The organism is Streptomyces sp. NPDC030143 (assembly GCF_055573695.1).
The window spans coordinates 16171-42297 of sequence record NZ_JBVIAY010000001.1 but is presented as its reverse complement, the minus strand read 5'-3'; the positions used below and the strand labels follow the sequence as shown (position 1 = coordinate 42297).

Below are 26127 nucleotides of genomic sequence, written 5' to 3'. Positions count from 1 at the left end.
AACCCGTCCACGCGTGGCGCCGTGACCTTGGGCAGGGAACGCGAGGACACTCGCCTCCGTTCGCCGTCCGACCGCATCCGCAACGAGGAGACTCCGTGGCCACCGAGACACCGCCCCCCTCGAAGAACCCAGCCCAACTCCCCTCCACCGCGGAGTTCGTCGCGGTGCAGGAGAGCGCGGAGTTCGGTGAACTGCGCCGCTCGTACCGCTCCTTCGCCTTCCCGCTGACCGTCGCCTTCATCGCCTGGTACCTGCTGTACGTCCTGCTGTCGAACTACGCGGGCGACTTCATGGGCACCAAGCTGTTCGGCAACATCAACGTCGCCCTCGTCCTCGGCATCGCCCAGTTCGTCACCACGTTCCTCATCGCCTGGTGGTACTCGCGGCACGCCGCCGCCAAGCTCGACCCCAAGGCCGAGGCCATCAAGTCCCGCATGGAGGGTGCCGCATGAGCCCCGCACAGCAGACGCTCCTCGCCGCCAACGAGGCCAGCGAACACCGCCCGCTGATCATCACCCTCTTCGCGCTGTTCGTCGTCGCGACCCTCGTCATCACCGTCTGGGCGGGCCGCCAGACCAAGGACGCCGCCGACTTCTACGCCGGCGGCCGCCAGTTCAGCGCCTTCCAGAACGGCCTCGCCGTCTCCGGCGACTACATGTCGGCCGCGTCGTTCCTCGGCATCGCCGGCGCCATCGCCCTCTTCGGCTACGACGGCTTCCTGTACTCCATCGGCTTCCTCGTCGCCTGGCTGGTCGCCCTGCTGCTGGTCGCCGAACCGCTGCGCAACTCCGGCCGGTACACCATGGGCGACGTCCTCGCCTACCGCATGCGTCAGCGCCCCGTCCGCACCGCCGCCGGCACCTCCACGATCGTCGTGTCGATCTTCTACCTGCTGGCCCAGATGGCCGGCGCGGGCGTCCTGGTCTCCCTGTTGCTGGGCATCACCTCCGACGCCGGCAAGATCCTCATCGTCGCCCTCGTCGGCCTCCTGATGGTCGTGTACGTCTCCATCGGCGGCATGAAGGGCACCACCTGGGTCCAGATGGTCAAGGCCGTGCTGCTCATCGGCGGCACCCTGCTGATCACCTTCCTGGTGCTGCTGAAGTTCGACTTCAACATCTCCGACCTGCTCGGCACGGCAGCCGCGAACAGCGGCAAGGGCACTGCCTTCCTGGAACCCGGCCTCCAGTACGGCGCCACCGGCACCTCCAAGCTCGACTTCATCTCCCTGGGCATCGCCCTCGTCCTCGGCACCGCCGGCCTGCCGCACATCCTGATCCGCTTCTACACCGTGCCCAACGCCAAGGCCGCCCGTAAGTCCGTGAACTGGGCGATCGGCATCATCGGCGGCTTCTACCTGATGACCATCGCGCTCGGCTTCGGCGCCGCCGCCCTGATCTCCCAGGACGAGATCATCGCCTCCAACCCGTCCGGCAACACGGCCGCGCCGCTGCTCGCCCTCCACCTCGGCGGCGTCGACTCCGCCTGGGGCGCGATCCTGCTCGCGACGATCTCCGCGGTGGCCTTCGCGACGATCCTCGCCGTGGTCGCCGGCCTCACCCTCGCCTCCTCGTCGTCCTTCGCCCACGACATCTACGCCAACGTCATCCGCAAGGGCCAGGCCACCGGCAAGGAGGAGGTCCGCGCGGCCCGCTGGGCGACCGTCTTCATCGGCATCGTCTCCATCGGCCTGGGCGCCCTTGCCCGCGACCTCAACGTGGCCGGCCTGGTCGCCCTCGCCTTCGCCGTCGCCGCCTCCGCGAACCTGCCGACGATCCTCTACAGCCTGTTCTGGAAGCGGTTCACCACCCAGGGCGCCCTGTGGTCGATCTACGGCGGCCTGATCGTCGCCGTCGGCCTGGTGCTCTTCTCGCCCGTGGTCTCCGGCGACCCCAAGGCGATGTTCCCCGACGCCGACTTCGCCTGGTTCCCGCTGAAGAACCCCGGCATCATCTCCATCCCGTTCGGCTTCCTCATGGGCTGGCTCGGCACCGTCCTGTCCAAGGAGGGGCCCGACACCGGCAAGTACGCGGAACTGGAGGTGCGCTCCCTCACGGGCACCGGCGCCCACTGACCGTCCCGCACCCGGGGCCGTCGTAGATCCCTACGGCGGCCCCGCGCCGCGTCTTGTGGGATCGGGCACCTGTCGTTGTCGGTGCCGTCGCGTAGGCTCGCAGGTGTCGGAACACTGACCGATCCGTGGATCGAGGGAGGGGGCCCCCGTGCTCATCGACACCTACGGCCGAGTGGCCACCGACCTGCGCGTCTCGCTGACCGACCGGTGCAACCTGCGCTGCACCTACTGCATGCCCGAGGAGGGCCTGCAGTGGCTGGCCAAGCCCGACCTCCTCACGGACGACGAGATCGTCCGGCTGATCGGCATCGCGGTCACCTCGCTGGGAATCGAGGAGGTCCGCTTCACCGGCGGTGAGCCCCTGCTGCGCCCCGGCCTGGTCGGCATCGTCGAGCGGGTGGCGGCCCTCGCCCCCCGCCCCCAGATGTCCCTGACGACCAACGGCATCGGCCTCAGGCGCACCGCGACGGCCCTGAAGGCGGCAGGCCTGGACCGGGTCAACGTCTCGCTGGACACGCTCCGCCCGGACGTCTTCAAGACCATGACCCGCCGGGACCGTCACAAGGACGTCCTCGAAGGCCTCGAGGCCGCCCGCGAGGCGGACCTGACCCCGGTGAAGGTCAACGCGGTCCTGATGCCGGGGCTGAACGACGACGAGGCCCCCGACCTGCTGGCCTGGGCCGTCGAGAACGCCTACGAGCTGCGCTTCATCGAGCAGATGCCGCTGGACGCCCAGCACGGCTGGAAGCGCGACGGCATGGTCACCGCCGGGGACATCCTGGCCTCCCTGCGCACCCGCTTCGACCTCACCCCCGAGGGCGACGAGGCCCGCGGCTCCGCCCCCGCCGAGCGCTGGCTGGTCGACGGCGGCCCGCACCGCGTCGGCGTCATCGCCTCCGTCACCCGCCCGTTCTGCGCGGCCTGCGACCGCACCCGCCTCACGGCCGACGGCCAGGTCCGCACCTGCCTGTTCGCCCGCGAGGAGACCGACCTGCGCGCCGCCCTGCGCTCCGGCGCCCCCGACGAGGAGATAGCCCGCATCTGGCGTCTGGCGATGTGGGGCAAGAAGGCGGGCGCGGGCCTGGACGACCCGTCGTTCGTCCAGCCGGACCGCCCGATGTCAGCGATCGGGGGCTAGGGGGTGTTTCCCTCCTAGCGGCAGGCCTGATCAGGCGCTCATGGTGCAAGGACCCGTTGTGCGGTGCAAGGACCCCTTATGCGCCTTTAGGAGCTTCCCAGTCCGCGAACTTCACGACGTCCTTGAGGAAGCCCCGCACACCGAGGAACTGCGACAGATGCTCCCGGTGCTCGTCGCACGCCAGCCACGTCTTGCGGCGCTCCGGGGTGTGCAGCTTCGGGTTGTTCCAGGCGAGGACCCACACGGCGGCGACGCGGCAGCCCTTGGCGGAGCAGGTCGGGGTCTCTTCACTCACGGGTGCGCCTCACAGGGAAGACGGCAGAACAAGGCGACGCCGAGCAGCCACGGGGGGAGCTGCCCGGCGTCGGTCCGTCGCTCCGACGGGGGATGCGGAGCGCGTACGAAGTATGTCACGGGTCACCGGCCCCACGGCACCGGAACAACATGATTGATCTGAGCTTTTCCTGAGCTTGGCGCACGGCTGACTCAGGGCCCCCGCTGCGCCGGACCGTCCTGCGCGTCTCCTGGGACGGATTCCGCGACGGGCTCCTCTTGCGGTTCCGCGGAGGGCTCCCGGGCCTCTTCCTCGTCCGCCCGCGGCGGCGCGATCATCGGCTTGGACGGCACCGTCACGAAGGTCGACGGCAGCCCCGGCGCGTTCTCCCGGCCGGCGTTGGCGACCACCACCGCGATGTACGGCAGCACCGCCCCGAGGACCAGCGCCACCACGGCGACATGGCGCTCCACGTTCCACAGCACCGCGGCGAGGATCACCGACAGTGTCCGGATCGACATCGAGATCACATAGCGCCGCTGCCGACCGCGCACGTCCTCCTGGAGACCCTGCCGTGCCCCGGTGATCCGGAACACCTGGACGTTGCCGCCGTCACCCTGCTTCCGCATCACGTTCCACCATCCGCCCGCATCGAACTCACCCCGTCATCCACGGTACGCCGCGCCTGCGCCGCCTTCGAGCCCGGGTCGCCTCCCGCCCGCCGGACGCCCTGCGCGGTACCGCGTACGGATCCGCCCGGCATGCGGCGTAGGGCGAGCGGATCGAGACTGGGAGCAATGCTCGCGTCGAGCCGTACACAGGAGGAAGTCATGGGCTGGTTGTGGGCGATCATCGTGGGGTTCGTGCTGGGACTGATCGCCAAGGCGATCATCCCGGGCAAGCAGCACAGCCCGCTGTGGCTGACCACCATCTTCGGCATTCTGGGCGCGGTCGTCGGCAACGCGGTCGCGCGCGGCTTCGGCGTCGACGAGACCCCCGGCATCGACTGGAGCCGTCACGTCTTCCAGTTGATCGCCGCGATCGTCATCGTGGCCTTCGGCGACATGCTCTACATGGCGACGCTGGGCAAGAGGAAGCGGCGCATCTGACCCGGGACGACCACAGGGGGCGCGGGCGCGACCGACTGCACGGCCCCGACCGACTTCACGACCGCGACCGATCAGGACGACCGCGACCGATCAGGACCGGTCAAGACGACCGTGGCCGTTCACGACGACAGTGACCGGCCACGATTCGAGCCCGCGACCGACCACGCCCGCGACCGACCACGCCCGCGGCCGGCCGTGACGACGGCCGGCCGCGAGGAAGCCGGTCGGGGCGGAGCCGCAGCCCGCAGCGGTTCCCCCCGGCGACCCGCCCGCACCCCCACGGCGCACTCCGGAACGGGGTGACTCAGCCCTGGGCGACCTCGACGGCCGCCAGGTTCTTCTTGCCACGCCGCAGCACCAGCCACCGCCCGTGCAGCAGGTCCTCCGCGGCCGGGACGGCGTCCTCCGCGGCGACCTTCACGTTGTTCACGTAGGCGCCGCCCTCCTTCACCGTGCGCCGCGCGGCGGACTTGCTGGCCACCAGGCCGACCTCGGCGAACAGGTCCACGACCGGCCCGAGCTCGGTGACCCGGACGTGCGGGACCTCCGACAGGGCCGCCGCCAGCGTCCGGTCGTCGAGGTCCGCGAGCTCGCCCTGGCCGAAGAGGGCCTTGGACGCGGCGATGACGGCGGCCGTCTGGTCGGCGCCGTGCACCAGCGTCGTCAGCTCCTCGGCCAGCGCCCGCTGGGCGGCCCGGGCCTGCGGGCGCTCCTCGGTCTGCCGCTCCAGCTCCTCCAGCTCCGCACGGGTGCGGAAGGACAGGATCCGCATGTAGCGGGAGATGTCCCGGTCGTCCACGTTCAGCCAGAACTGGTAGAACGCGTACGGCGTCGTCAGCTCCGGGTCGAGCCAGACGGCGCCGCCCTCGGTCTTGCCGAACTTGGTGCCGTCCGCCTTCGTCATCAGCGGCGTCGCCAGCGCGTGCACGGTGGCGTCCGGCTCCAGCCGGTGGATCAGGTCCAGACCCGCCGTGAGGTTGCCCCACTGGTCGCTGCCGCCCTGCTGGAGCGTGCAGCCGTAGCGCCGGTGGAGCTGGAGGAAGTCCATGCCCTGGAGGATCTGGTAGCTGAACTCGGTGTAGCTGATGCCCTGGTCGGACTCCAGACGGCGGGCCACGGAGTCCTTCGTCAGCATCTTGTTGACGCGGAAGTGCTTGCCGATGTCCCGCAGGAACTCGATCGCGGACAGGCCGGCGGTCCAGTCGAGGTTGTTGACCATCACCGCGGCGTTCTGGCCCTCGAAGGATAGGAACGGCTCGATCTGGCCGCGCAGCTTGTCGACCCACCCGGCGACCGTCTCCGGGTCGTTGAGCGTGCGCTCGGCGGTCGGGCGCGGGTCGCCGATCAATCCCGTCGCCCCGCCCACCAGCGCCAGCGGCCGGTGACCGGCCTGCTGGAGCCGGCGCACGGTGAGCACCTGCACCAGGTGCCCGACGTGCAGGGACGGGGCGGTCGGGTCGAAGCCGCAATAGAACGTGACGGGACCGTCCGCGAGCGCCTTGCGCAAAGCGTCCTCGTCGGTGGACAGGGCGAACAGCCCCCGCCACTTCAGGTCGTCGACGATGTCCGTCACGGTTCTCGTGTCTCCTCGATGATCCTCGGGCAGCCGAGCGGCTGCCGGCTACGAGGTTATACGCCCTGGCTGACAGAGCTCATGTTGAATTCCGGCACCCGCAGCGCGGGCATGGCCGCCCTGGTGAAATAGTCGCTCCATTCCCGGGGCAGCGTCTTCTCGGTACGCCCGGCCCCGGTCGCCCGGCCCAGCACGCCGACCGGCGACTCGTTGAACCGGAAGTTGTTGACCTCGCCGACGACCTCGCCGTTCTCCACCAGGTAGACGCCGTCCCGGGTCAGACCGGTCAGCAGCAGCGTCGCCGGGTCGACCTCGCGGATGTACCACAGGCAGGTCAGCAGCAGCCCGCGTGCGGTGCCCGCCACCATCTCCTCCAGCGAACGGTCGTCGCCGCCGTCCAGGATCAGGTTGTCGGCGCCCGGGGCCACCGGCAGGCCGGTCAGGCCCGCGCTGTGCCGGCTCGTCGTGAGGTGCTTCAGCTCGCCCTCGCCGATCCAGTCGGTCGCCCGGATCGGCAGCCCGTTGTCGAACACCGATTGGTCGCCGCCGGAGGAGTGCGCCACCACGAACGGCGCCGACTCCAATCCCGGATGGTGCGGGTCGCTGCGCAGGGACAGCGGCAGCTCGGTCAGCTTCTCGCCGACCCGGGTGCCGCCGCCCGGCCGGGAGAACACCGTCCGGCCCTCGGCGGCGTCCCGGCCGGACGCCGACCACAGCTGGTAGATCATCAGGTCCGCGACGGCCGTCGGCGGCAGCAGCGTCTCGTACCGCCCGGCGGGCAGCGCGATCCGCCGCTCGGCCCAGCCGAGGCGCACGGCCAGCTCGGCGTCGAGCGCCCCCGGGTCGACGTCCTTGAAGTCCCGCGTCGACCGGCCCGCCCACGCCGAGCGCGTACGGTCCGGCGACTTGGCGTTCAGCTCCAGGGTCCCGTTCGGCTGGTCGTGCCGCAGCCGCAGCCCCGTCGACGTGCCCAGATAGGTCGAGACCAGCTCGTGGTTGGCGAAGCCGTACAGCTCCCGCCCGCCGGCACGCGCGCGTGCGAACGCCTCGCCCAGCGCGGGCGCGAAGTCCCCGAACACGGCGGACGAGGTCTCGAGGGGCGCGTCCGCGAAGTCGGGCGACTCCGTCACGCCCGTGACCAACGGCTGGGCGTCCTCCGCCGGACCGGCCCCGCGCGCGGCCGCCTCGGCGGCCCGCACCAGCGGCTCCAGCTCGTCCTCGGTCACCGCGGTCCGCGAGACGACGCCGGAGGCCGTGCCCTCCTTGCCGTCCACCGTCGCGATCACGGTGAGCGTGCGCGAGCGCGTGACGCCGTTGGTGGTCAGCGCGTTGCCCGCCCAGCGCAGGTTGGCCGTCGACTGCTCGTCGGCGATCACGACGCAGCCGTCGGCCCGCGACAGCGCGAGGGCGCGCTCCACGACCTCGTGCGGCTTGTTCGTAGGGGCGCTCATCGGCCGGCCTCCTGCGTGGTGTTGAGGATGTTGACGCCCTTGAACAGGGCGGACGGGCAACCGTGCGAGACGGCCGCGACCTGCCCCGGCTGGGCCTTGCCGCAGTTGAAGGCACCTCCGAGGACGTACGTCTGCGGACCGCCGACCGCCGCCATCGAACCCCAGAAGTCGGTCGTCGTCGCCTGGTAGGCCACGTCCCGCAGCTGTCCGGTGATCCGCCCGTTCTCGATCCGGAAGAAGCGCTGCCCCGTGAACTGGAAGTTGTACCTCTGCATGTCGATCGACCAGGAACGGTCCCCGACGACGTAGATGCCCCGGTCGACGCCCCCGATGAGGTCCTCCGTGGACATGCCGGCGGGGTCCGGACGCAGCGAGACGTTCGCCATGCGCTGCACCGGCACATGGCCGGGCGAGTCGGCGTACGCGCACCCGTTGGAACGCTCGAACCCGGTCAGCCGGGCGATCCTGCGGTCCAGCTGGTACCCGACCAGCGTGCCGTCCTTCACCAGGTCCCAGGACTGCGCCCGGACCCCCTCGTCGTCGTAGCCGATGGTCGCCAGGCCGTGCTCCGCGGTGCGGTCCCCGGTGACGTTCATCAGCTCCGAGCCGTACCGGAGCTTGCCGATCTGGTCGAAGGTGGCGAAGGAGGTGCCGGCGTAGGCGGCCTCGTAGCCCAGGGCCCGGTCCAGCTCGGTGGCGTGCCCGATCGACTCGTGGATGGTCAGCCACAGGTTCGACGGGTCCACGACCAGGTCGTACGGCCCCGGCTCGACGCTCGGCGCCCGCATCTTCTCCGCGAGCAGCTCCGGGATGCGCTCCAGCTCCTCGTCCCAGTCCCAGCCGGTGCCCGTGAGGTACTCCCAGCCGCGGCCGACCGGCGGCGCGATCGTGCGCATCGACTCGAACTCACCGCTCGACTCGTCCACCGACACCGCCGTCAGCGACGGGTGCAGCCGCACCCGCTGCTGCGTGGTCACCGTGCCCGCCGTGTCGGCATAGAACTTGTTCTCGTGGACGGTGAGCAGCGAGGCGTCGACGTGGTTGACGCCGCGGCCCGCCAGCAGCCGTGTGCTCCACTCCGCGAGCAGCGCCGCCTTCTCCTCGTCCGGCACGGTGAACGGGTCGATCTCGTACGACGACACCCACGTCTTCTCGGCGTGCACCGGCTCGTCGGCGAGCTCCACGCGCTCGTCCGACCCGGCCGCCCTGATGACCTGGGCCGACAGCTTCGCCATGGCCACCGCCTGCGAGGCGACCTTGGCCGCCGCGTCCATCGTCAGGTCCACACCCGACGCGAACCCCCACGTCCCGCCGTGCACGACCCGCACCGCGTACCCGAGGTCGGTCGTGTCCGAGGACCCGGCGGGCTTGGCGTCCCGCAGCCGCCAGGACGCACCGCGCACCCGCTCGAACCGGAAGTCCGCGTGCTCCGCCCCCAGCGCACGCGCGCGTGCGAGCGCGGCGTCCGCCAGGGCGCGTAGGGGCAGCGCGAGAAAGGTTGGATCGATGCCGTGGGCCACAGGAGGCTCTCCCCTATCGAATGGGTTCACTTCGGTTCTCTTCGACGGTTCTCCGCGAGCGGACAGGCCGCAGTCAAGCACGTCAGCACCGGGACCGGCGTGTCCACAGGTTTTTCGAACGACGGGTCGTGGCAGGCCGTTCGACGGTCCGGGCAGTACCTCCGGTATGTGCCGCGGGGTGAACGCGAAGTGGCATGATGACGCCATGCAGGGGTGGGGGAGTGATTTTCGTACCTGGCTCTCGTCGCTCGACGAGCACGACATACGAAGCTTATTGACAGCGCATCAGTGTCTCCGCCACCAGTCCTGCGCACGCGGCCACCACGTCCGCAACCGCACGACGGTCACCCGGCGTGAGATGAACACCTTCCGGGTGTGGGTCACCAGAGCGAGACAGCAGCACCTGCAGTTGGCCGGATCCTGCGGCCTGACCTGGGCGTGTCACGCGCTCGTCGAGGAGCACGGATGCCCCGCCGAGCTGCTCGGCGAGCCGACCCTCGAACTGCTCGAGACGATGCTCCGCGTCCTCGACCCCGCACTCGCCCGCTGCGCGCTGTACGGACTGCTCTCCCCGGAGCGGCAGAAGACACCGACCGCGCGCCTGGCACAGGGACACGCGGACGCACTGCGCACGGCGGCCGACCGCCGTCCCCCGTCGAATCCAGCCGAGATCCTCAGGAGAGTCGTGAGAGCAGCAGGGCACCACGGTCCGGACGGCGACATGGACGGCGGGGTCGGTGGGGACGACGCAACGACGGGCACGACGGGGCAGCTTCTCGGCGCGGCGGACCGGGAGCCGACGCTCGACGCCCGACTGACCGAACTCTGCGACTCCGGCCGGGACGTGGCGGCCGCGTTGCGTACGGTGGCCGACGCGGTCGAGTCCGGGCGGCGGCCCACGGCGGGGGCCCGGGGCCTCGCGGACACGGTGCAGGCCTGGACCGGCCTGCGCGACCGCGTTGCCGACCGGTGCGCGGACGAGGGGGTCGACTGGCCGCACGAGTCCGACTACGCGTGGCTGACCGCCGAGCGCGCGCGGCTGGAGAAGTCCCGCGCGGAGCTCGCCGCGCTGCGCGAGCGCGCCGAGTCCTACGACGCCCTGATCGACGCGGCCATGGACCCGGACGAGGCCGCGACGCTCACCATGCTGCGCAACCGGGTGCGGGCACAGATCGACGAGCTGGAGAAGACGCTGGGAACCGGCGCGCCGACCGGTCCCGGGGCCGGGGTCCGGGCGGCCGCCTTACCGGAGACGGAAGCGGTGGCGAAGCCGGAGCGGGAGCCGCGGTCGGAGAAGCCGGAGGCCGGGGCCGGGGCAGGGCCGGACACCGCACCCGCCGCCGCGCCGGCCGAGGAGCCCACGAAGGCAACGGGGTCCACGCGATCCGTGGAGTCGGCCGCACCGGAGCCCGCACCGACGCCCGAGCCACAGCCCGCCCAGGCGCCCTCCGAGGAACCGGAACCCGCCGAGGAGGCCGGCGACACCGACCCCGAGCCCCCGGCGGACGAGCCGGCGCGCCCGGCCGGTGAGCCCGGGTTCTCCGCGGCCGCCGAAGCCGAGGCCACGAAGACCGCCGAGGCCGCCGAAGCCGAGGCCGCCGAGGCCACGAAGACCGCCGGGGCCGACGAAGCCGCCGCGCAGGCCGCCGTCCCCGCCCCCCGGCCGGAAGCCCCGGACACCATCCTCGTCGAGCAGGAGCCCTGGCCGGCCTCCGTCGCGGACGCCGACTGGGACGTGCGGGCGCCCTGGGAGACGGGCAGGGAGTCACCGGTCGCCGTCCTCATGCGGACGGGGAAGCTGGCCGAGGCGTACTGGATGACCGAGGCGTCCGCCGAACCCGCCGTCCGCGCACGGGCGTTGGCGTTCGCGGCCGCCGCGTTCGACTGCGCGACGGAGTCGGAGGCCACGGACGTCCAGATCACGCACGACATCGACCAGACGCCGCTGGCCCGGGACCGGGACGCCTACCTCGTCGCCCTGGTCGCCGCCCTGCGCGCCGGGCTCACCGCGTGCTGGCCGCACGTGCTCGTCGGTGACTTCTCGCCGCCGGCCGGACTGGCCGAGCCCTGGCAGGAACTGCTCACCGTCCTGGTCGCCGCCGTGCGCAACGGACGGTCCTTCGAACCCGGGGCGCATCACACCGACGACGCACAGCAGGACCACGACCTGCGCGAGGAACTCGGCACGCAGGCCCACCAGCTGCTCGACAGCCTCTCCCGCCGCAAGACGATGTACCAGCGCGCCACCCGCGTCCTGCAGGACCTGGTCGGCCCGCGCGGAGAGCTCGGCGTCGCCCTGCGCGACGTCATCCAGTGGGTGGACGGCGGTCCGCTGCCCGCCGCCGACTTCCGCTCCCGCGCCGAGCAGTTGCGTAGCGCCGACCACGTCGACCGGCTGATCGAACAGACCGACAGCCGCTTCCGCACCCCCAAGCAGGCCAAGGAGCCGATAACCGCGGGCGCCCTGCGCCAGCTGCACGCGGCCTGCCGGTCCGTGGCGGACGTCCTGACCAAGGCCGACGCGGTCGCCGCCAACCTGCTGCGGCCCGCCGGGATGTCCCAGTCGGGCATCCCCGAACTGGCCGCCGCGCGCCGCGCCCTGCGCGACGTGGCACCGCCGCCGGGTGTGGGCGGCGCGGCCCTGGAACTGCTCCACCACTGGCTGGAGGGCAAGGTGCGCCACCCGGCCGCCGAGAACCGCCCCGGCCGCGACGACGGCAGCCCCCACCCCGCCACCGACTGCCTGCTCACCCTCGCCGACCTGCCGCGGGACAGCGTCGGCCTGCCCGACCTCCAGGACCCGCGCACCGCCCGCCGCATGGCCGCGCTCATGGCACCGCCGGACGCCGAGCAGGCCCTGCGCCGCTACCTCACCCGCGGCGACCTGCACCTCGCGCGCTCACTCGTGGACGCCGTACGGCAGGAGCCCGGCGCGTACGGGAAGCCGGACGCCGAGTGGGGCGAGGGAGCCGAGCGGCGGGTGCAGCAGGCGCAGGAGAACTGGCGGGAGACCGTGCGCCGCCGGCACGCCGAGGCGGCCGGGATGCTCGCCCAGATGCGCACGCTCAACCTGCTCGCGCCCGACAGGGAACGCGAGTTCACGGGACGACTGCAGGAGTTCGCCGACGGCGAGAGGGCCGGCCGCTACCGGTACGCCGTGGAGCGGCTCGAGGCGCTGCGGGGCGAGCTGTCGCAGCTCGTGCAGAAGTCCACCCGCCGCCAGCGGCAGGAGCTGGAGCAACTGCGGCTCACCCCGAACGCCTCGCTCGACCCGGCCGACTACGACCGGATCGCCGCGCTCATCACCGAGGGCGACACGGTGACCGCCGAGGAGTTCCTGGCCCTCGCGCGCGGCGGCAAGCAACTGCCCGAACGGCCCGAGGACGACGGTGAGGAACTCGCCGTGTTCCTCGACGGCCTCACCGGCCCGGGCGTCCCCCAGCCGGGCGGCGACGGCGTCGACGCCGACTGGTGGACGGCCCGCTACGGCTCCGGCGTCGCACTGACCGAGGCGGCGGACCTCGGACTGCGCTCCTGGAAGGCGCTGTGCACCCGGCACGGCCGCAACAGCGAGTGGCAGCAACACCTCCCGCGGGTGCTCCGACTGCTCGGCCTCGAGCCCAGCGGCCAGCCCGTCGTGGAGACCCGCACCCAGGGCGTGCGCCGGTTCAAGGTGCGCGCCAGGGTCGCCGAGCGTCCCGGGTACGTCGCCGCGCTCGGCTCCCAGGCCACCTCCTACACCGTCCAGCTGATCTGGGAGGAGCAGCGGGCGAACGGCCCGCTCGCCCACCTGGAGGACGCCGACGTCGACGCCAACGTGGTGCTCTACCTGCACCCGCTGGGCGCCGAGGGACGCCGCCGCCTCGCCGAGGCGTCACGGGCGGGCGCCCAGCAGGCGCTGGTCGTCGACCCGGCCGTCGTGGGCTGGATGGCCGCCCGCGCCCCCGGCAGCTTCCGCGCCCTCCAGCGCGTCACCCTGCCCTGGGCGGCGTACAACCCGTACACGCCGTTCGTCGCGGGACTGGTCCCGCCGGAGGTCTTCTACGGCCGCGACGAGGAGATGCGGGAGGTCATGGACCCGCGCGGCGGGCTCTTCCTCTACGGCGGCCGCCAGCTCGGCAAGTCCGCGCTGCTGCGCCGGGTGGCCAGGATCTTCCCGCGCCGCTCCGACAACTACGTGTCCGTCTACCTCGACCTGCTCAAGGCGGAGATCGGCCAGGCCGAGGCGCCCGACAAGATCTGGAGCCTGCTCGCGGAGGAACTCAAGCGCCGGGGCGTCTTCGCCAACAAGGTGTCGGAGCAGGCGGGCCCCGACGTGATCGTGCGTAAGCTCGGCGAATGGCTCGACGCCGACGAGTCGCGCCGGCTGCTCGTCCTGGCCGACGAGGCCGACGCGTTCCTGACCGCCGACTCCCGCCGGACCTTCCGCATGGGAGGCGAGTCGACGTTCCCGAACGTCAAGCGCTTCCAGCAGCTCATGGAGCACTCGGAACGCCGGTTCAAGATCGTGTTCGCGGGTCTGCACCAGGTGCAGCGTTTCGGTGCCCTGTCCAACGTCTCGACGGCGCACGGCGGCCCGGACGTCCTCGTGGGCCCGCTGAAGCAGCAGGCGGCCCTGCGGCTCGTGACCGAGCCCATGGCGGCCCTCGGCTACGTCTTCGAGCGGCCGGAACTGGTCTGGCGGATCCTCGCCATCACCAACTACCAGGCCAACCTGGTGCAGATCTTCTGCAGCGAGCTGGTGCGCACCCTGCACTCGCGGCCCTACGCCGTCACCGGCCGTGCCACCGCCATCTCCGAGGCCGACGTGCAGGAGGTCGCGGCCTCCGAGACGCTGCGCCGCCGCATCGCGGAGCGGCTGCGGTTCACGATCAACCTGGAGGACCGCTACCGGGTCCTCGCGCTCCTCATCGCCCTGGAGAGCCTCAAGGACAGCTACCAGGGCGACTACAGCGCCAAGGATTTGCTCGACCTCGCCCGGGACGCCTGGCCCGAGGGCTTCGAGGAGTGCGGGGTGCAGCAGGCGGAGATCTACCTCAACGAGATGGTCGGGCTCGGCCTGCTGATCCGCCTGGGCGACCGCGCGCGCTTCGCCGTACGCAGCCCGAACGTCGTCAACATGCTCGGCACCCGCGAGGAGCTGGAGACCGAGCTGCACGAGACCGAGTTCGGCCTGCCCTACGACTACAACCCGCGCGCCGCCCGGCGCATCCTCGGCCGCGACCGCAGCACCGGCGCCCCCCGCTACAGCCCGCTGACCGAGGGCCAGCTGCACGAGGCCGCCCAGCCGGGCGTCTCGCTGGTGGCGACGACCGCCCTGCACCAGCCGGACCTGGTGCTCCAGGCCGTCTCGGCGTTCGCCGAGGGGCGGGGGGTGAAGGTGCTCAAGGTCAAGCGCGGGGAGGACCTCGGCGCGCTCCTGACCGCGGCGGCCTCGGCCCGCTCGCGCACGGCGCACGTCGTCCTCGCCGACCTGAGGGGTGTCGCGGCCGACGCCCTCGGCGAGGAGCTGCGGCTGTGCGTCGACCACGCCGGTCCGGCCGCCGACAAGCACGTCCCGCAGAACGAGGGACGCAAGAACAAGCAGACCCGCTCGGTCGTCGTGGTGGCCGACGCCGGCGCCGTCGCCGCCCTGCGCGCCGGCGACGAGGGCAGGCGGCTGCGGGTGCGGACCCTCCCGCCGCGCCGCTGGACCGCCGACTCGCTGCGCGCCTGGCCCGAGTGCCCGTTCGTCGACCGTGAGGACCGCCGCCGGCTCACCGACGCCACCTCGGGCTGGCCGCAGTGGACGGAGGCCGCGGTCGCCGACGTCTCCCTGCGCGGGGCGACCCTCGACGACGCCCTCGACCACATCCGCACCGTCACCGCCAAACCGGCGAACGTCGACGCCCACCTCAAGAAGTCCGGTCTGAGCGAGCGCGACCTCGCCCTGCTCAGCCTGTGGACGGAGTACGTCGAGGAGGGCCAGGGCGTGCCGGTCGACGACGTGGAGGCGGCCACCGGCCTCGGCTCCGACGAGACCCGGGACTGGCTGGCCCACCTGGACGAACTCAACGTCGTCGACGAGACCGACGGGGGCATGGCACTCGACCCGGTCACCTTCCGGGCGGTGCGCGCACGCGCCACGGAGAGCGCGTGACGGCGTACCGGCCCGGCCGGGCGCTCGTCGACCTGCCGGGCGTCGGAGCGCAGGTCGACGAGATCGCCGCCCGCCTGGCGGCGGGCCTGAACTGCCTGTGGCTGCTGCCCGACCAACTGGTGGAGACGGGGCACGCGGAGCAGTTGTACCGGGCCGCGCTCACCACCACGCCCGACCGGCTGGACGTGGCCCCGCCGACCGTCCTGACGGTGCCCGCGCAGCGCGGCCCCGAACCGGGCGGACCCGCCGAGGCACCGGGGCGGGACCGCGAGGGCCGGGCGGCACCGGGGGACCAGGACGCCGAGCCGGCCCACGCGGCCGACGAGGACTGGGGCGACCTGCCCGCCCTCGACTTCGACGACGACTTCGACCTCGGATGGTCCGACGTCCGCGCCGCGCGCCCCGTGCGCCCCGCGGTGCGCGAGCAGGCCGCCCCCGAACTGCTGGAGCGGCTGGGCAAGGAGCTGGCCGTGGGGCCGGGCGAGGTCGTCGCGCGGCTCACCGACCCGGGGCAGCGCTGGCGGCCCGTGGTCGGACTGCGCGCCTGGACGGAGCCCGACGATCCCCGGCCGGCCGTGCCCGGCCCCCGCGGCGGCGCCGTCCGGGGCGGCGCCGTGGCGCGGCTCTTCCACTCCCTGGCCGCCGCGGTCAAGGACGCGGGTCTGCCCCCGCAGGCCCGTCCCCGGCTGCTGGTCGTGGCCCGGCTGCGGGACGTGCCGGAGACACTCACCGACGAACTCGACCGGGACATCGCCACCACCTCCGTGCACTGGTGGTGGGGCACGGTCGGGCGCCTGGACACCGCGACCGTGGTGGCCTCCGTCCGGGAGCGCGGCCCCGGCGGCACCGTCACCCAGCGCGTCCTGGCCGCCGTCCGCGACGAGATCGTCACCGAGCTCGCGGCCTTCGACCTGGCCCTCGCCGAGCGGCTGGCCACCGGCTGGGACGGCAGGATCGGCGGGCTCGGGCCGGCCCTGCGCTCCTGTCTGGACGGCACCCTGATCACGGCCGCCGGCCTGTGCCCCGACGCGGCCCTCGACGCCGGCACGCGCCGCCGCCCGGGGTCACGGCTGCGGCCGGCCTGGGCCCGGGGGCTGGTGCAGTCCTGGGAGGGCAGGCTGCGCCGGCACCCGGCAGTCTGGTACGCCGCCGCGGACGCCCCGTCCGAGCTCGACCCGCTGGTGGGCCAGGCCCAGCAGCGGGCCGTGTTCCCCTGGATCGAGGACGCCCGCGCCCAGCTCGCCCGGCTCGGGGCGCGCTACGCGACCCGCCCGCTCGCCGATCTCGTCGAGACCCACGCCACGCGCCCGCCCGCCGACTGCCGCACCCGGCCGGAACCGGCGTTCGCACAGCTGGAGGTCGGCGCGCTGCTCGGCGCGCACCACAGCGGCGGACTGGCGCTGCCCGACGAGGAACTGCGCCTGCTGAGGGAGCTCGTCAAGGCCAGGAACATCCTCTCCCACCGAGGTGCGCTGCGGGATTCCACCCTCGAAGCCCTGTGCGGGGAGCTGACACTCGCGCACCGGCGATGGGCGAAACTGTAGGGACCCCACAGTGGCGCCGGTGCCCCACTGTCGGTGCCCGAATGTCCTCAGGCGCAAGCGGACCGATAGGTTTCGAGGGAAGCCGCCTGCCGTCCACGGGCCCGGGCGGGTGTGTCAGACCCCTATCGAAAGGGTGATCCGTTGAGCCGCTCGGTTCTCGTCACCGGAGGAAACCGGGGCATCGGCCTCGCCATCGCCCGCGCGTTCGCCGACGCCGGCGACAAGGTCGCGATCACGTACCGCTCGGGCGAGCCGCCGGCCGGCTTCCTCGCTGTCAAGTGCGACATCACCGACCCCGAGCAGGTGGAGCAGGCCTACAAGGAGGTCGAGGAAGCGCACGGCCCGGTCGAGGTGCTGATCGCCAACGCCGGCGTCACCAAGGACCAGCTCCTGATGCGCATGTCCGAGGAGGACTTCACCTCGGTCGTCGACACCAACCTCACCGGCACCTTCCGCGTCGTCAAGCGCGCCAACCGCGGCATGCTGCGCGCCAAGAAGGGCCGCGTCGTGCTGATCTCCTCGGTCGTGGGGCTCCTCGGCTCGGCCGGGCAGGCCAACTACGCCGCCTCCAAGGCCGCCCTCGTCGGCTTCGCGCGCTCCCTCGCCCGTGAGCTGGGCTCGCGCAACATCACCTTCAACGTCGTCGCGCCCGGTTTCGTCGACACCGACATGACCAAGGCCCTCACCGACGAGCAGCGCGCGGGCATCGTGGCCCAGGTGCCGCTCGGACGGTACGCGCAGCCGGAGGAGGTCGCCGCGACGGTGCGGTTCCTCGCCTCGGACGACGCCTCGTACATCACTGGAGCCGTCATTCCCGTTGACGGCGGACTGGGAATGGGTCACTGATCACCATGAGCGGAATTCTCGAGGGCAAGCGCGTCCTGATCACCGGTGTGCTGATGGAGTCCTCCATCGCGTTCCACACCGCCAAGCTGGCCCAGGAGCAGGGTGCCGAGATCATCCTGACCGCGTTCCCGCGGCCCACGCTGACCGAGCGCATCGCCCGGAAGCTGCCCAAGCCCACCAAGGTCATCGAGCTCGACGTGACGAACGACGAGCACCTCGGGCGGCTCGCGGACACCGTCGGCGAGGAGCTCGGCGGCCTCGACGGCGTCGTCCACTCCATCGGCTTCGCGCCGCAGGACGCGCTCGGCGGCAACTTCCTCAACACGCCGTTCGAGTCGGTCGCCACGGCCATGCACGTCTCGGCGTACTCCCTGAAGTCGCTGACCATGGCGTGCCTGCCGCTGATGCAGAACGGCGGCTCGGTCGTCGGCCTCACCTTCGACGCGCAGTACGCCTGGCCGCAGTACGACTGGATGGGCCCGGCCAAGGCCGCCCTGGAGGCCACCAGCCGCTACATGGCGCGCGACCTGGGCAAGCAGAACATCCGCTGCAACCTCGTCTCGGCCGGCCCGATCGGCTCCATGGCCGCCAAGTCCATCCCGGGCTTCGCGGAGCTCGCCTCCGTGTGGGACACCCGCGCCCCCCTGGAGTGGGACCTCAAGGACCCGGAGCCGGCCGGCAAGGGCGTCGTCGCCCTGCTGAGCGACTGGTTCCCGAAGACCACCGGCGAGATCATCCACGTGGACGGCGGCCTGCACGCCGTCGGCGCCTGATCCGCCGAGCCTTCCCGACGCCCCGTCCCCGCGCCGCGCGGGGAGCGGGGCGTCACCCGTTCGGCCCATCCGGCCAGGCGTGGAGCGCCCGCCACCAGCGACGATGAGATACGCGTCCAGCACGCGCTCCCCCTCCCCAGCTCGGCCGAGGAGGTTCCCCTTGTGCGCCTGTCCCGCAGCCTCGCCCCAGTGACCGTCGCCGTCTGTCTCGTCGTGTCCGTGCCGTACGAAGCGTTGTCGCACGCGCGCGTGGAGGCACCGGAACCCACCGCGACCTCGGAGCCGTTCGGCGCGGAGTGCCGCACCAGCGTCCGCGGCTCCCAGGTCGTCGCCCACTGCCACAACCCCTATGCCACCGTCGACCGGGTCCGCCTGCACATCGAGTGCGCCCGCTGGTGGGACCTGGACACCGACGGCGCCCCCGCCGACGTGGGCCCCGCCGTGACCGTGCGGCTGACCGGCCGGTGCTGGAAGGAGGTCGGCGCGGCCTGGGTCAGTCACCAGCGGGCGTGAACCGGCCGGGCCGGCACAGGAAGGGGTAGCTCGCTGCCTCCTCGGCGGCGGCCTCCGCGTCCCCGGCCCGGATCGCGTCCACCAACCGCGTGTGGTCCATGTGCGTCCCGGGCGTCAGCTCCTCGCCGACGTCCGCGCGCAGCCAGTCCCGCAGCACCTCGCCCAGGTCCGCGTACATCGCGGTCATCGCGTCGTTGTGGGAGGCGGCCACCACGGCCAGGTGGAAGGTGGCGTCCGCCGTCACGAACACCTCCGCGTCGCCCGACTCCCACGCCTCCTCGCGGCGCAGCAGCAGGGCGTCCAACTGCTTGAGGTCCTTCTCGGTGCGCCGCTGGGCCGCCAGCTTCGCAGCGGACGACTCCAGGGCGGCCCGCAGCTCGGCGATGTGCCGGGGGTCGGCGTCGGCGAAGCGGCGCTGCATCACGCCCGCCAGCTCACTGGTGGCGACGACGTACGTCCCCGAGCCCTGCCGGATGTCCAGCAGGCCGTTGTGAGCGAGGGCGCGCACGGCCTCACGGACCGTGTTGCGGGCGACGCCCAACTGCTCGACCAGCTCGGGCTCGGTCGGGATGCGCGAGCCCACCGGCCACTCGCCCGAGGTGATCTGGGTGCGCAGAGCGGCGATGACCTGCTCGGACAGCGCCGACCTGAGGGGGTGGTTGAGCGGCATGACCGTCCTAGGGACTGGAAGGAGCATTCGTCCGATGATTCTATGATGGGGTCATGGCGCAGGGATACCAGGAAACCGGGACGAGGATGTCCACCTCCGTACGCAGCTCCGTCGACCACCCCCGAACGGCGTCCACGCGCACGTGGACCCGGCGGCTGCTCACGGCCGCCATCGTCCTCGCGGCCCTCAACCTGCGTCCCGCGATCACCAGCCTCGGCGCCCTTCTGGAGGAGGTCCGCGACGGCCTCGGCATGAGCGGCGGCGTCGCCGGGCTCCTGACCTCCGTGCCCCCGCTCTGCTTCGCCGTCTTCGGCGTCATGGCCCCCCGCCTGGCCCGCCGGTTCGGTGCGGGCGCGGTGGTCTGCGCGGGCATGGCGGCGATCGCCTCGGGGCTGGCGGTCCGGCCCTTCGCCGGCGACACCGTGACCTTCCTCGCCGCCAGCGCCCTCGCCCTCATGGGCATCGCCGTCAGCAACGTCCTGATGCCGGTCATCGTGAAGCGCTGGTTCCCCGACCGGGTCGGATCCATGACCGGCCTGTACTCGATGGCCCTCGCCCTCGGCACCTCGGCCGCCGCCGCGGTGACCGTGCCCCTGACGGACACGCTGGGCGGCAGCTGGCGGTCCGGGCTCGCCGTGTGGGCCGCGCTCGCCGCCGCGGCCGTCCTGCCGTGGCTCCCGTTCGTCCGGGAACGGGAACGGGAGAGCGAGCGGAAGCCGGGTGCGGCGTCGGCCGGGCGGGCGCCCGCACGCGGAGCGTCCGCCCCCGAGCACTCCGCAGGCGCGGAGCCCGCCATGCACCGTGACGCGCGCGGGGAGCCCGGACCCCCGCGTGAGGCGCGCGCGGGGTCGTCGTCTCACCGTGACGCGTGCGGGGAGTCCGGCCCCGAGCGTCACACCCAGGGGGAGTCCACGTCTCACCGTGAGGCGCGCGGGGGGCCCGCACCCGAGCGTCACGCGCGCGGGGGGCCCGGACCGGAGCGTCACGCGCGCGTGACGCTCGGCGGCGAGGACGCCCCGCGGCTGCGCATCACCCGCAGCCGTACCGCCTGGGCGCTCGCCGTGTTCTTCGGGCTCCAGGCCACCGCCGCCTACATCACCATGGGCTGGATGGCGCAGATCTTCCGGGACGCGGGCGTCGCCGCGAGCACGGCCGGGCTGCTCCTCGCCGTCACCATGGTGATGGGCGTGCCGCTTGCCTTCGTCATCCCGCGCGTGGCGACCCGGCTGCCGCACCAGGGCCCCATCGTGATCGCCCTCGGCGTCTGCGGACTCCTCGGCTACGCCGGTCTCTACCTCGCGCCCGCCGACGGCGCCTGGGCCTGGGCTGTGTTGCTCGGCGTCTCGAACTGCGCCTTCCCGCTCGCCCTCACGATGGTCGGCATGCGGGCCAGGACCGGCGTGGGCGTGGCCCAGCTGTCGGCCTTCGCGCAGAGCACCGGCTACCTGATCTCGATCCCGGGCCCGCTCCTCGTTGGCGTGCTCTACCAGCACAGCGGCGGCTGGGGACCGCCCCTCGCACTGATGGCGGCGCTGATGGTTCCGCAGATGGTCGTCGGCGTCCTGGCCGGCCGCGACCGCACCGTGGAGGACGAGGCCGTCCGCTGACCCCGGAGCGAGCGCCGGGGGCGCGGGGTGCGAGACTGGCCGTATGCCCGTGCTCGACCCGAACCCCCAGAACGGCCAGAAGAAGATGCTGCTCGTCTTCGGCGCGTTCCTCCTCATCTTCGTGATCATCGCGATCGTCGCGACGATCGCCTCACCCTGACGCCCGCCCGCCGGCCCGTCCCGCCGGGGGAGGGTGGGGTTAACCCCCCTGTCCCCTAGGGGGTGAGGGTCAGGGTCAAGTGGGTGGATCACCGGATGGGGCGAGGGCCGTCGGATCCGTACCTTCGAGATGTGGCCGCAGACCCGCGGACACGGACCGCGGAGCGGGACCACGGACACCTCGACGCCAGCGGAGGCACCCATGTCGGCCCACACCCACACCCGGCCCCACTCGGCCGCCCCGGGCGGCACCGGCACCCGGCTGCCCTGGTGGGCCCTCGCCCTGCCGACGCTGGCCTTCGTCAGCCTGTTCCTGCTGATACTGAACCCCGCCGACGCCCACGCGGCGGCAGGCGACCAGGTGATCACCCAGCTCGTCGAGCGCGTGCGGGAACTCTTCGCGCGCTAGCCGTGTCGATCACGCCCCGGGCACACCCTTCACACCCCGGCCCGGCGGTGAAGGGGCATGTCAACTCCCTGCGCCCCGTGGCGTGTTTCATGCGAAGCTGGGAGTCATGAGCGTCGCAGAACCCCGCAGGATCGTCCTCTTCCGGCATGCGAAGGCCGACTGGCCACAGGTGACCGACCACGAGCGTCCGCTCGCTGAGCGGGGGCGCAAGGACGCCGCCGTCGCCGGACGCAAGCTGACCGACACCGGCATCCCCATCGACCTGGCCCTGTGCTCCACCGCGACCCGCACCCGCGAGACGTGGAAGCTCGCCGTCCAGGAGTTCCCGCACCGGCCGAAAACCGTCTACGAGGAGCGGATCTACGAGGCCTCCCCGGGCGAGCTGATCGCCCTGCTCAACGAGACGCCCGACGACATGCGCACCGTCCTGCTGGTGGGCCACAACCCGGGCGTCCAGGGCCTCGCCGACATCCTCTCCGGCGCGGCCGAGGGCGACGCCCGCGAGCGGATGACCCGCCGCGGCTTCCCGGCCGCGGCCTTCGCCGTCCTCTCCTTCGACGGCGACTGGAAGACCCTGGAGCCGGGCGTGGCCACTCTCCTCGACTACTGGGCGCCGTCCGAGTAACCCCCGGCGCACGCGGGGCCCGGCGCCTCACCGGCGCCGGGCCCCGGAGCACCCTCGCGGGCTTCGTGCTCACGCGTCTCCGCGCCGGTGGGCTTGCGTGCTCACGCGTCTCCGCGCCCGTGGGTTGTCGTGCTCACGCGTCTCCGCGCCCGTGCGTTTGTGCGCGGGCACTACTCGTCGTGGGTGTCCGCCGCCTCGACCTCTTCGCGGGTGATGCCCAGCAGATAGAGGACGGTGTCCAGGAAGGGCACGTTCACCGCGGTGTGCGCCGCCTCGCGCACCACCGGCTTGGCGTTGAAGGCGACCCCGAGCCCGGCCGCGTTGAGCATGTCCAGGTCATTGGCGCCGTCACCGATCGCCACGGTCTGCGACAGCGGCACGCCCGCCTCGGCGGCGAACCGGCGCAGCAGCCGCGCCTTGCCCGCGCGGTCCACGATCTCCCCGGTGACCCGGCCCGTCAGCTTCCCGTCGACGATCTCCAGGGTGTTGGCCTGGGCGAAGTCCAGCCCCAACCGCTCCTTCAGGTCGTCGGTGACCTGCGTGAACCCGCCGGAGACCACGCCCACCTGGAAGCCCAGGCGCTTCAGGGTCCTGATCAGTGTGCGCGCGCCCGGCGTCAGCCGCACCTCGCTGCGCACCTTCTCCACCACGGAGGCATCCAGCCCCTCCAGCAGTGCCACGCGCGCGTGCAGCGACTGTTCGAAGTCCAGCTCCCCGCGCATCGCCGCCGCCGTCACCTCGGCGACCCTGTCCTCGCAGCCGGCGTGAGCGGCGAAGAGCTCGATCACCTCGTCCTGGATGAGGGTGGAGTCGACGTCCATGACGACGAGCCGCTGGGCCCGCCGGTGCAACCCCGCCGCCACCACGGCGATATCCACCCCGAGCGCCGCCGCGTCCGTGACCAGGGCGGTGCGCAGCGGCTCGGTCTCCACGCCGGAGACGGCGAACTCGACGGCGGTGACCGGGTACTTGGCCAGCCGGAAGATACGGTCGATGTTGCCGCCCACCTTGGTGATCTTGGCAGCGACGGCGGCCGTGGCCTCCGCGGTCAGCGGGTGCCCGAGGACGGTCACAAGGGAGCGGCCGAGACCTCGGGGCCGGTTGTCACCGAGCCCGGAGATGATCTCCGCCTGCATCTTCATCGACTCCGCCCAGTTGTGGACGGTCGACCGCAGCTCCCCCTCCTGCCCGCGCGGCGGCTCGGTCACGAGCGCGCACAGCACCATCCGGCCGCGGGTGACGACCTGCTCGATGTCGACCACGTCGACGGAGTAGGCGGCGAGGGTGTCGAAGAGTCCGGCCGTGATGCCCGGCCTGTCCTTGCCGAAGATCTTGACAAGGAGAGTCGGGACGTCGGCGGGCGAGGTCTGCGATGCGCTCATGGTGTACCCACCGTATCCGGCACCCGCCGTCCACCGCCGCCGAGGTCCGCCCAGCGGACACGGAACAGTGGGCGTCCTGTGGGTGACCGTCCCCCGAAGCGTCGGGGCCGGCGCCCGGGCCGCCGCCTCACCGCGGTTCTCGGGGCTTCTGCGGCCGGGGCGGTGACGCCGGGGGAGGGGGAGGCGGCGGAGGCGGCCCGGCGTCCGCGGACTCCACCGCCTCCCCACGCCGCGCAGAGCGGGCCGGCGGGGGCCCCGCGGGGCGGACGACGGTGGGCGCGTCGCTCAGGTCCCGCCCGGGCGGGCGCCCGTCCCGCGCGTCCGGGGACGAACCGTCCGGACGCGCGTCCTCCGGCTCCCCCCGCCCCACCGGCATCCGCAGATACGGATTGGTCGCCGGGTCAGGGGGCCGGTACGGCGCACGCGGCACATACGGCCCACCCGCCAGCCCCCGCGCCCCTTCGCCACCGACAGCCGGACGCCCGCCCGCGCTGCCACCGGCCTGCCCCCGCACCCCTTCGCCGTAGGCGGCTGGACTTCCGCCCGGCCCGCCACCGGCCTGCCCCCGCGCCCCTTCGCCGCCGGCGGCGAGACGCCCGCCCGCGTCGCCGTCCGCCGGCTCTCGTGCCGCGTGTCCGCCGGCGGCCGGACTCCCGCCCGCGCCGCCACCGGCCTGCCCCCGCACCCCTTCGCCACCGACAGCCGGACCCCCGCCAGCGCCGCCGTCCGCCGGCCTCGCCAATGCCGCCGCCTGTCCCCCCGCCCCCCGCGTCGCGCAGGCCAGCAGCGCCCCGGTGGCGCCCGCCCCCGCGCCCCACACGGCACCGAGCAGGAACGCCGTGTCCCGGTGCCCGTGCAGCTCGACGCCGGAGTCGAAGGCGTCGAACCCGAGCACGGACAGCGACGCGCTCACCGACACGTCCGTCAACCAGGCCAGCAGCGGCAGCGCCACCGCCGTGGCGACCCCCAGCCCCAGCGCGCACCGCCCGACGAACCCCGCGACGCCCGCCCCCCGCGCACGCGGGGTCCGCGCGGCCGCCAGCACCCCCGCCAGCAGCATCGTCACCGCCCCCGCGACCCCCAGCAGCCACACCCGGCCGTCCCACTCCGCCAGCCGGCCGAGCGTGACCGACTCCTGCCTGCCGGGGCCCAGCAGATCGCCGAGCGGATCCGGCAGGACGTCCCTCAGGACGCCCGTGGCCCGGCCGTCCCACGGCACGGACAGGCCCAGGTCGACGCCGAGCCAGACCCCGTTCGGCGCGCCGAGCAGCGCCGCTCCCGCGATCCGGCGCGGACGGTCGTCGCCGATCGCCGCGTACGCCGCCGCCGCGAACCCGGCGGCGACCGCGACCAGCAGCACGGTGACGACGGCGGACACGGCGGGCCGCACGACCCGGTGCACCGCCTCCCACCCGCGCGGCAGGGGCGTACGGCGCGAGGCGAGCAGCGCGATCAGCAGCACCCCGGCCGACCAGCCGAGCCCCCCGAGCACGCTGGGCACCGTGTCGACGGTGAACCCGACCGCCGCCCGCGCGTCGTCCAGGTCCCCGATCCGGTCCGGCAACAGGCCGCCCACGTCCCCCAGGTCGCCGAGCCCGGGAAGCTCGAGGCCGCGGCCACCGCCGCCGGTCGGAACGTCGAGCCCCGGCGTCCCGCCGTCGATCGTGATCACATCGTGTCCCGCCCACGCCAGAGCGCCCGTCATTGCCGCGAACAGCGCGACCACCGTCCCCGCGCGGGCGGCGAGTTCGGCCGGCGCGATCACAACTCCGGCCGCGCGCAGGGACCGTAGGAAGAACCACGACAGCAGCAGCGCCCCGACCAGACTCACACCCAGTGGCGTGATCCCGATGGCAGTGTCCGCCTCCGCGCCGGTGAGGCCGAACGCGGACACATTGCCCGACGGCGTCACCGAACCCCCCGCCCCGAGCGCCACGACCGCCGCCGTCATGGGCCCCAACGAGCCCGCCGTGTCCGCCTCGAGCAGATGCAGACCGAGCGCCGCCGTCCCCGCCATCCCGATCGACGCCCAGCTCACCGCGGCGACCGCGGACAACAGCACGTCCGCCCACGGCACTTTGCCCCCGTCGGTCTCCGCACTCGTGCCGGCCCTCATGCAGACCCCCCGATCCGCCACGCGCTGCGGCGAAGATCGCCGCTTCCGTCCCCCCTCGCGTGCTTTTACCACTCTCCGATCCGGTTTCAACCCCGTCAACGGGCACGGCCGATGAGCCCGTACGCGGTCTTCACAAGGCCCGACTTTCGGTCAGGGGGCCACGCCTGAAATAGTTCCCGACGATGTTCGACATCCCTAGACTCCC

Annotated in this window: 21 protein-coding genes; 13 read left to right on the top strand and 8 right to left on the bottom strand. The window is 72.9% G+C overall.

Going from position 1 to position 26127, the window contains the following annotated elements; all coding sequences use genetic code 11:
• Positions 1–95 precede the first annotated feature (95 nt).
• From ACZ4YY_RS00190 to moaA, 3 genes are all read left to right on the top strand, one after another.
• Positions 96–452 carry a DUF485 domain-containing protein gene (locus tag ACZ4YY_RS00190; protein ID WP_468281775.1) on the top strand — a complete coding sequence of 119 codons (357 nt, stop codon included), beginning with the start codon at positions 96–98 and terminating at the stop codon, positions 450–452.
• On the top strand, positions 449–2074 hold the full coding sequence (locus ACZ4YY_RS00185; RefSeq protein WP_468281773.1) for a solute symporter family protein: 1626 nt from the start codon (positions 449–451) through the stop codon (positions 2072–2074). The genes ACZ4YY_RS00190 and ACZ4YY_RS00185 overlap by 4 nt, the downstream gene beginning before the upstream one ends.
• Positions 2075–2222: 148 nt before the next feature.
• Positions 2223–3212 carry a GTP 3',8-cyclase MoaA gene (gene moaA, locus ACZ4YY_RS00180; RefSeq protein WP_468281771.1) on the top strand — a complete coding sequence of 330 codons (990 nt, stop codon included), beginning with the start codon at positions 2223–2225 and terminating at the stop codon, positions 3210–3212.
• A 76-nt stretch (positions 3213–3288) separates the two neighbouring features.
• On the opposite strand, the gene ACZ4YY_RS00175 is transcribed toward moaA, so the two are convergent.
• A complete protein-coding gene (locus ACZ4YY_RS00175) occupies positions 3289–3507 on the bottom strand; it encodes a hypothetical protein (RefSeq protein WP_468281769.1) in 219 nt (72 codons plus the stop codon).
• Positions 3508–3698: 191 nt separating this feature from the next.
• The gene (locus ACZ4YY_RS00170) at positions 3699–4115 is read right to left on the bottom strand and encodes a DUF3099 domain-containing protein (protein ID WP_468281767.1); all 417 of its coding nucleotides are present in this window, start codon (positions 4113–4115) and stop codon (positions 3699–3701) included.
• 201 nt (positions 4116–4316) lie between these two features.
• Between ACZ4YY_RS00170 and ACZ4YY_RS00165 the strand changes: the two genes are divergently transcribed.
• Positions 4317–4595, top strand: a complete 279-nt coding sequence (locus ACZ4YY_RS00165; RefSeq protein WP_468281765.1) for a GlsB/YeaQ/YmgE family stress response membrane protein — start codon at positions 4317–4319, stop codon at positions 4593–4595.
• Between the two features lie 304 nt (positions 4596–4899).
• Here the strand turns inward: ACZ4YY_RS00165 and tyrS are convergent, their stop codons facing one another.
• The 3 genes from tyrS to ACZ4YY_RS00150 are packed head-to-tail and all read right to left on the bottom strand — an operon-like array spanning position 4900 to position 9139.
• The gene (gene tyrS / locus ACZ4YY_RS00160; RefSeq protein ID WP_468281763.1) at positions 4900–6168 is read right to left on the bottom strand and encodes a tyrosine--tRNA ligase; all 1269 of its coding nucleotides are present in this window, start codon (positions 6166–6168) and stop codon (positions 4900–4902) included.
• A gap of 56 nt (positions 6169–6224) precedes the next feature.
• Positions 6225–7619: a metallopeptidase TldD-related protein gene (locus tag ACZ4YY_RS00155; protein WP_468281761.1), complete on the bottom strand. Its 1395-nt coding sequence runs from the start codon at positions 7617–7619 to the stop codon at positions 6225–6227.
• Positions 7616–9139 carry a TldD/PmbA family protein gene (locus ACZ4YY_RS00150; protein WP_468281759.1) on the bottom strand — a complete coding sequence of 508 codons (1524 nt, stop codon included), beginning with the start codon at positions 9137–9139 and terminating at the stop codon, positions 7616–7618. Before ACZ4YY_RS00150 ends, ACZ4YY_RS00155 begins: the two co-directional genes overlap by 4 nt.
• A 274-nt stretch (positions 9140–9413) precedes the next feature.
• On the opposite strand from ACZ4YY_RS00150, the gene ACZ4YY_RS00145 reads away from it, so the two are divergent.
• From ACZ4YY_RS00145 to ACZ4YY_RS00125, 5 genes are all read left to right on the top strand, one after another.
• Positions 9414–15278, top strand: a complete 5865-nt coding sequence (locus ACZ4YY_RS00145; protein ID WP_468281757.1) for an ATP-binding protein — start codon at positions 9414–9416, stop codon at positions 15276–15278.
• Complete coding sequence (locus ACZ4YY_RS00140) at positions 15275–16822, top strand: hypothetical protein (RefSeq protein WP_468281755.1); 1548 nt, start codon at positions 15275–15277, stop codon at positions 16820–16822. The genes ACZ4YY_RS00145 and ACZ4YY_RS00140 overlap by 4 nt, the downstream gene beginning before the upstream one ends.
• 141 nt (positions 16823–16963) lie before the next feature.
• The gene (fabG, locus tag ACZ4YY_RS00135; RefSeq protein WP_468281753.1) at positions 16964–17668 is read left to right on the top strand and encodes a 3-oxoacyl-[acyl-carrier-protein] reductase; all 705 of its coding nucleotides are present in this window, start codon (positions 16964–16966) and stop codon (positions 17666–17668) included.
• A 5-nt stretch (positions 17669–17673) separates the two neighbouring features.
• Positions 17674–18441, top strand: a complete 768-nt coding sequence (fabI, locus tag ACZ4YY_RS00130; RefSeq protein ID WP_468281751.1) for an enoyl-ACP reductase FabI — start codon at positions 17674–17676, stop codon at positions 18439–18441.
• Between the two features lie 162 nt (positions 18442–18603).
• The gene (locus ACZ4YY_RS00125; protein ID WP_468281749.1) at positions 18604–18954 is read left to right on the top strand and encodes a hypothetical protein; all 351 of its coding nucleotides are present in this window, start codon (positions 18604–18606) and stop codon (positions 18952–18954) included.
• On the opposite strand, the gene ACZ4YY_RS00120 is transcribed toward ACZ4YY_RS00125, so the two are convergent.
• On the bottom strand, positions 18935–19624 hold the full coding sequence (locus ACZ4YY_RS00120; protein ID WP_468281747.1) for a FadR/GntR family transcriptional regulator: 690 nt from the start codon (positions 19622–19624) through the stop codon (positions 18935–18937). The two genes, ACZ4YY_RS00125 and ACZ4YY_RS00120, sit on opposite strands and share 20 nt — an antisense overlap.
• Before the next feature lie 53 nt (positions 19625–19677).
• Between ACZ4YY_RS00120 and ACZ4YY_RS00115 the strand changes: the two genes are divergently transcribed.
• From ACZ4YY_RS00115 to ACZ4YY_RS00100, 4 genes are all read left to right on the top strand, one after another.
• Positions 19678–21231, top strand: coding sequence for an MFS transporter (locus tag ACZ4YY_RS00115; protein WP_468281745.1), 1554 nt, complete (start codon positions 19678–19680; stop codon positions 21229–21231).
• Between the two features lie 43 nt (positions 21232–21274).
• Positions 21275–21391 (top strand): SGM_5486 family transporter-associated protein, encoded by a 117-nt coding sequence (locus ACZ4YY_RS00110; protein WP_468281743.1) that lies wholly within the window; start codon positions 21275–21277, stop codon positions 21389–21391.
• Between the two features lie 201 nt (positions 21392–21592).
• A complete protein-coding gene (locus ACZ4YY_RS00105) occupies positions 21593–21799 on the top strand; it encodes a hypothetical protein (RefSeq protein ID WP_468281741.1) in 207 nt (68 codons plus the stop codon).
• A 106-nt stretch (positions 21800–21905) separates the two neighbouring features.
• Positions 21906–22424 (top strand): SixA phosphatase family protein, encoded by a 519-nt coding sequence (locus ACZ4YY_RS00100; RefSeq protein WP_468281739.1) that lies wholly within the window; start codon positions 21906–21908, stop codon positions 22422–22424.
• A gap of 170 nt (positions 22425–22594) precedes the next feature.
• Here the strand turns inward: ACZ4YY_RS00100 and serB are convergent, their stop codons facing one another.
• Both serB and ACZ4YY_RS00090 read right to left on the bottom strand, forming a co-directional pair.
• Positions 22595–23806, bottom strand: coding sequence for a phosphoserine phosphatase SerB (serB, locus tag ACZ4YY_RS00095; protein WP_468281738.1), 1212 nt, complete (start codon positions 23804–23806; stop codon positions 22595–22597).
• A 127-nt stretch (positions 23807–23933) separates the two neighbouring features.
• Positions 23934–25922: a streptophobe family protein gene (locus tag ACZ4YY_RS00090; protein WP_468281736.1), complete on the bottom strand. Its 1989-nt coding sequence runs from the start codon at positions 25920–25922 to the stop codon at positions 23934–23936.
• Positions 25923–26127 lie beyond the last annotated feature (205 nt).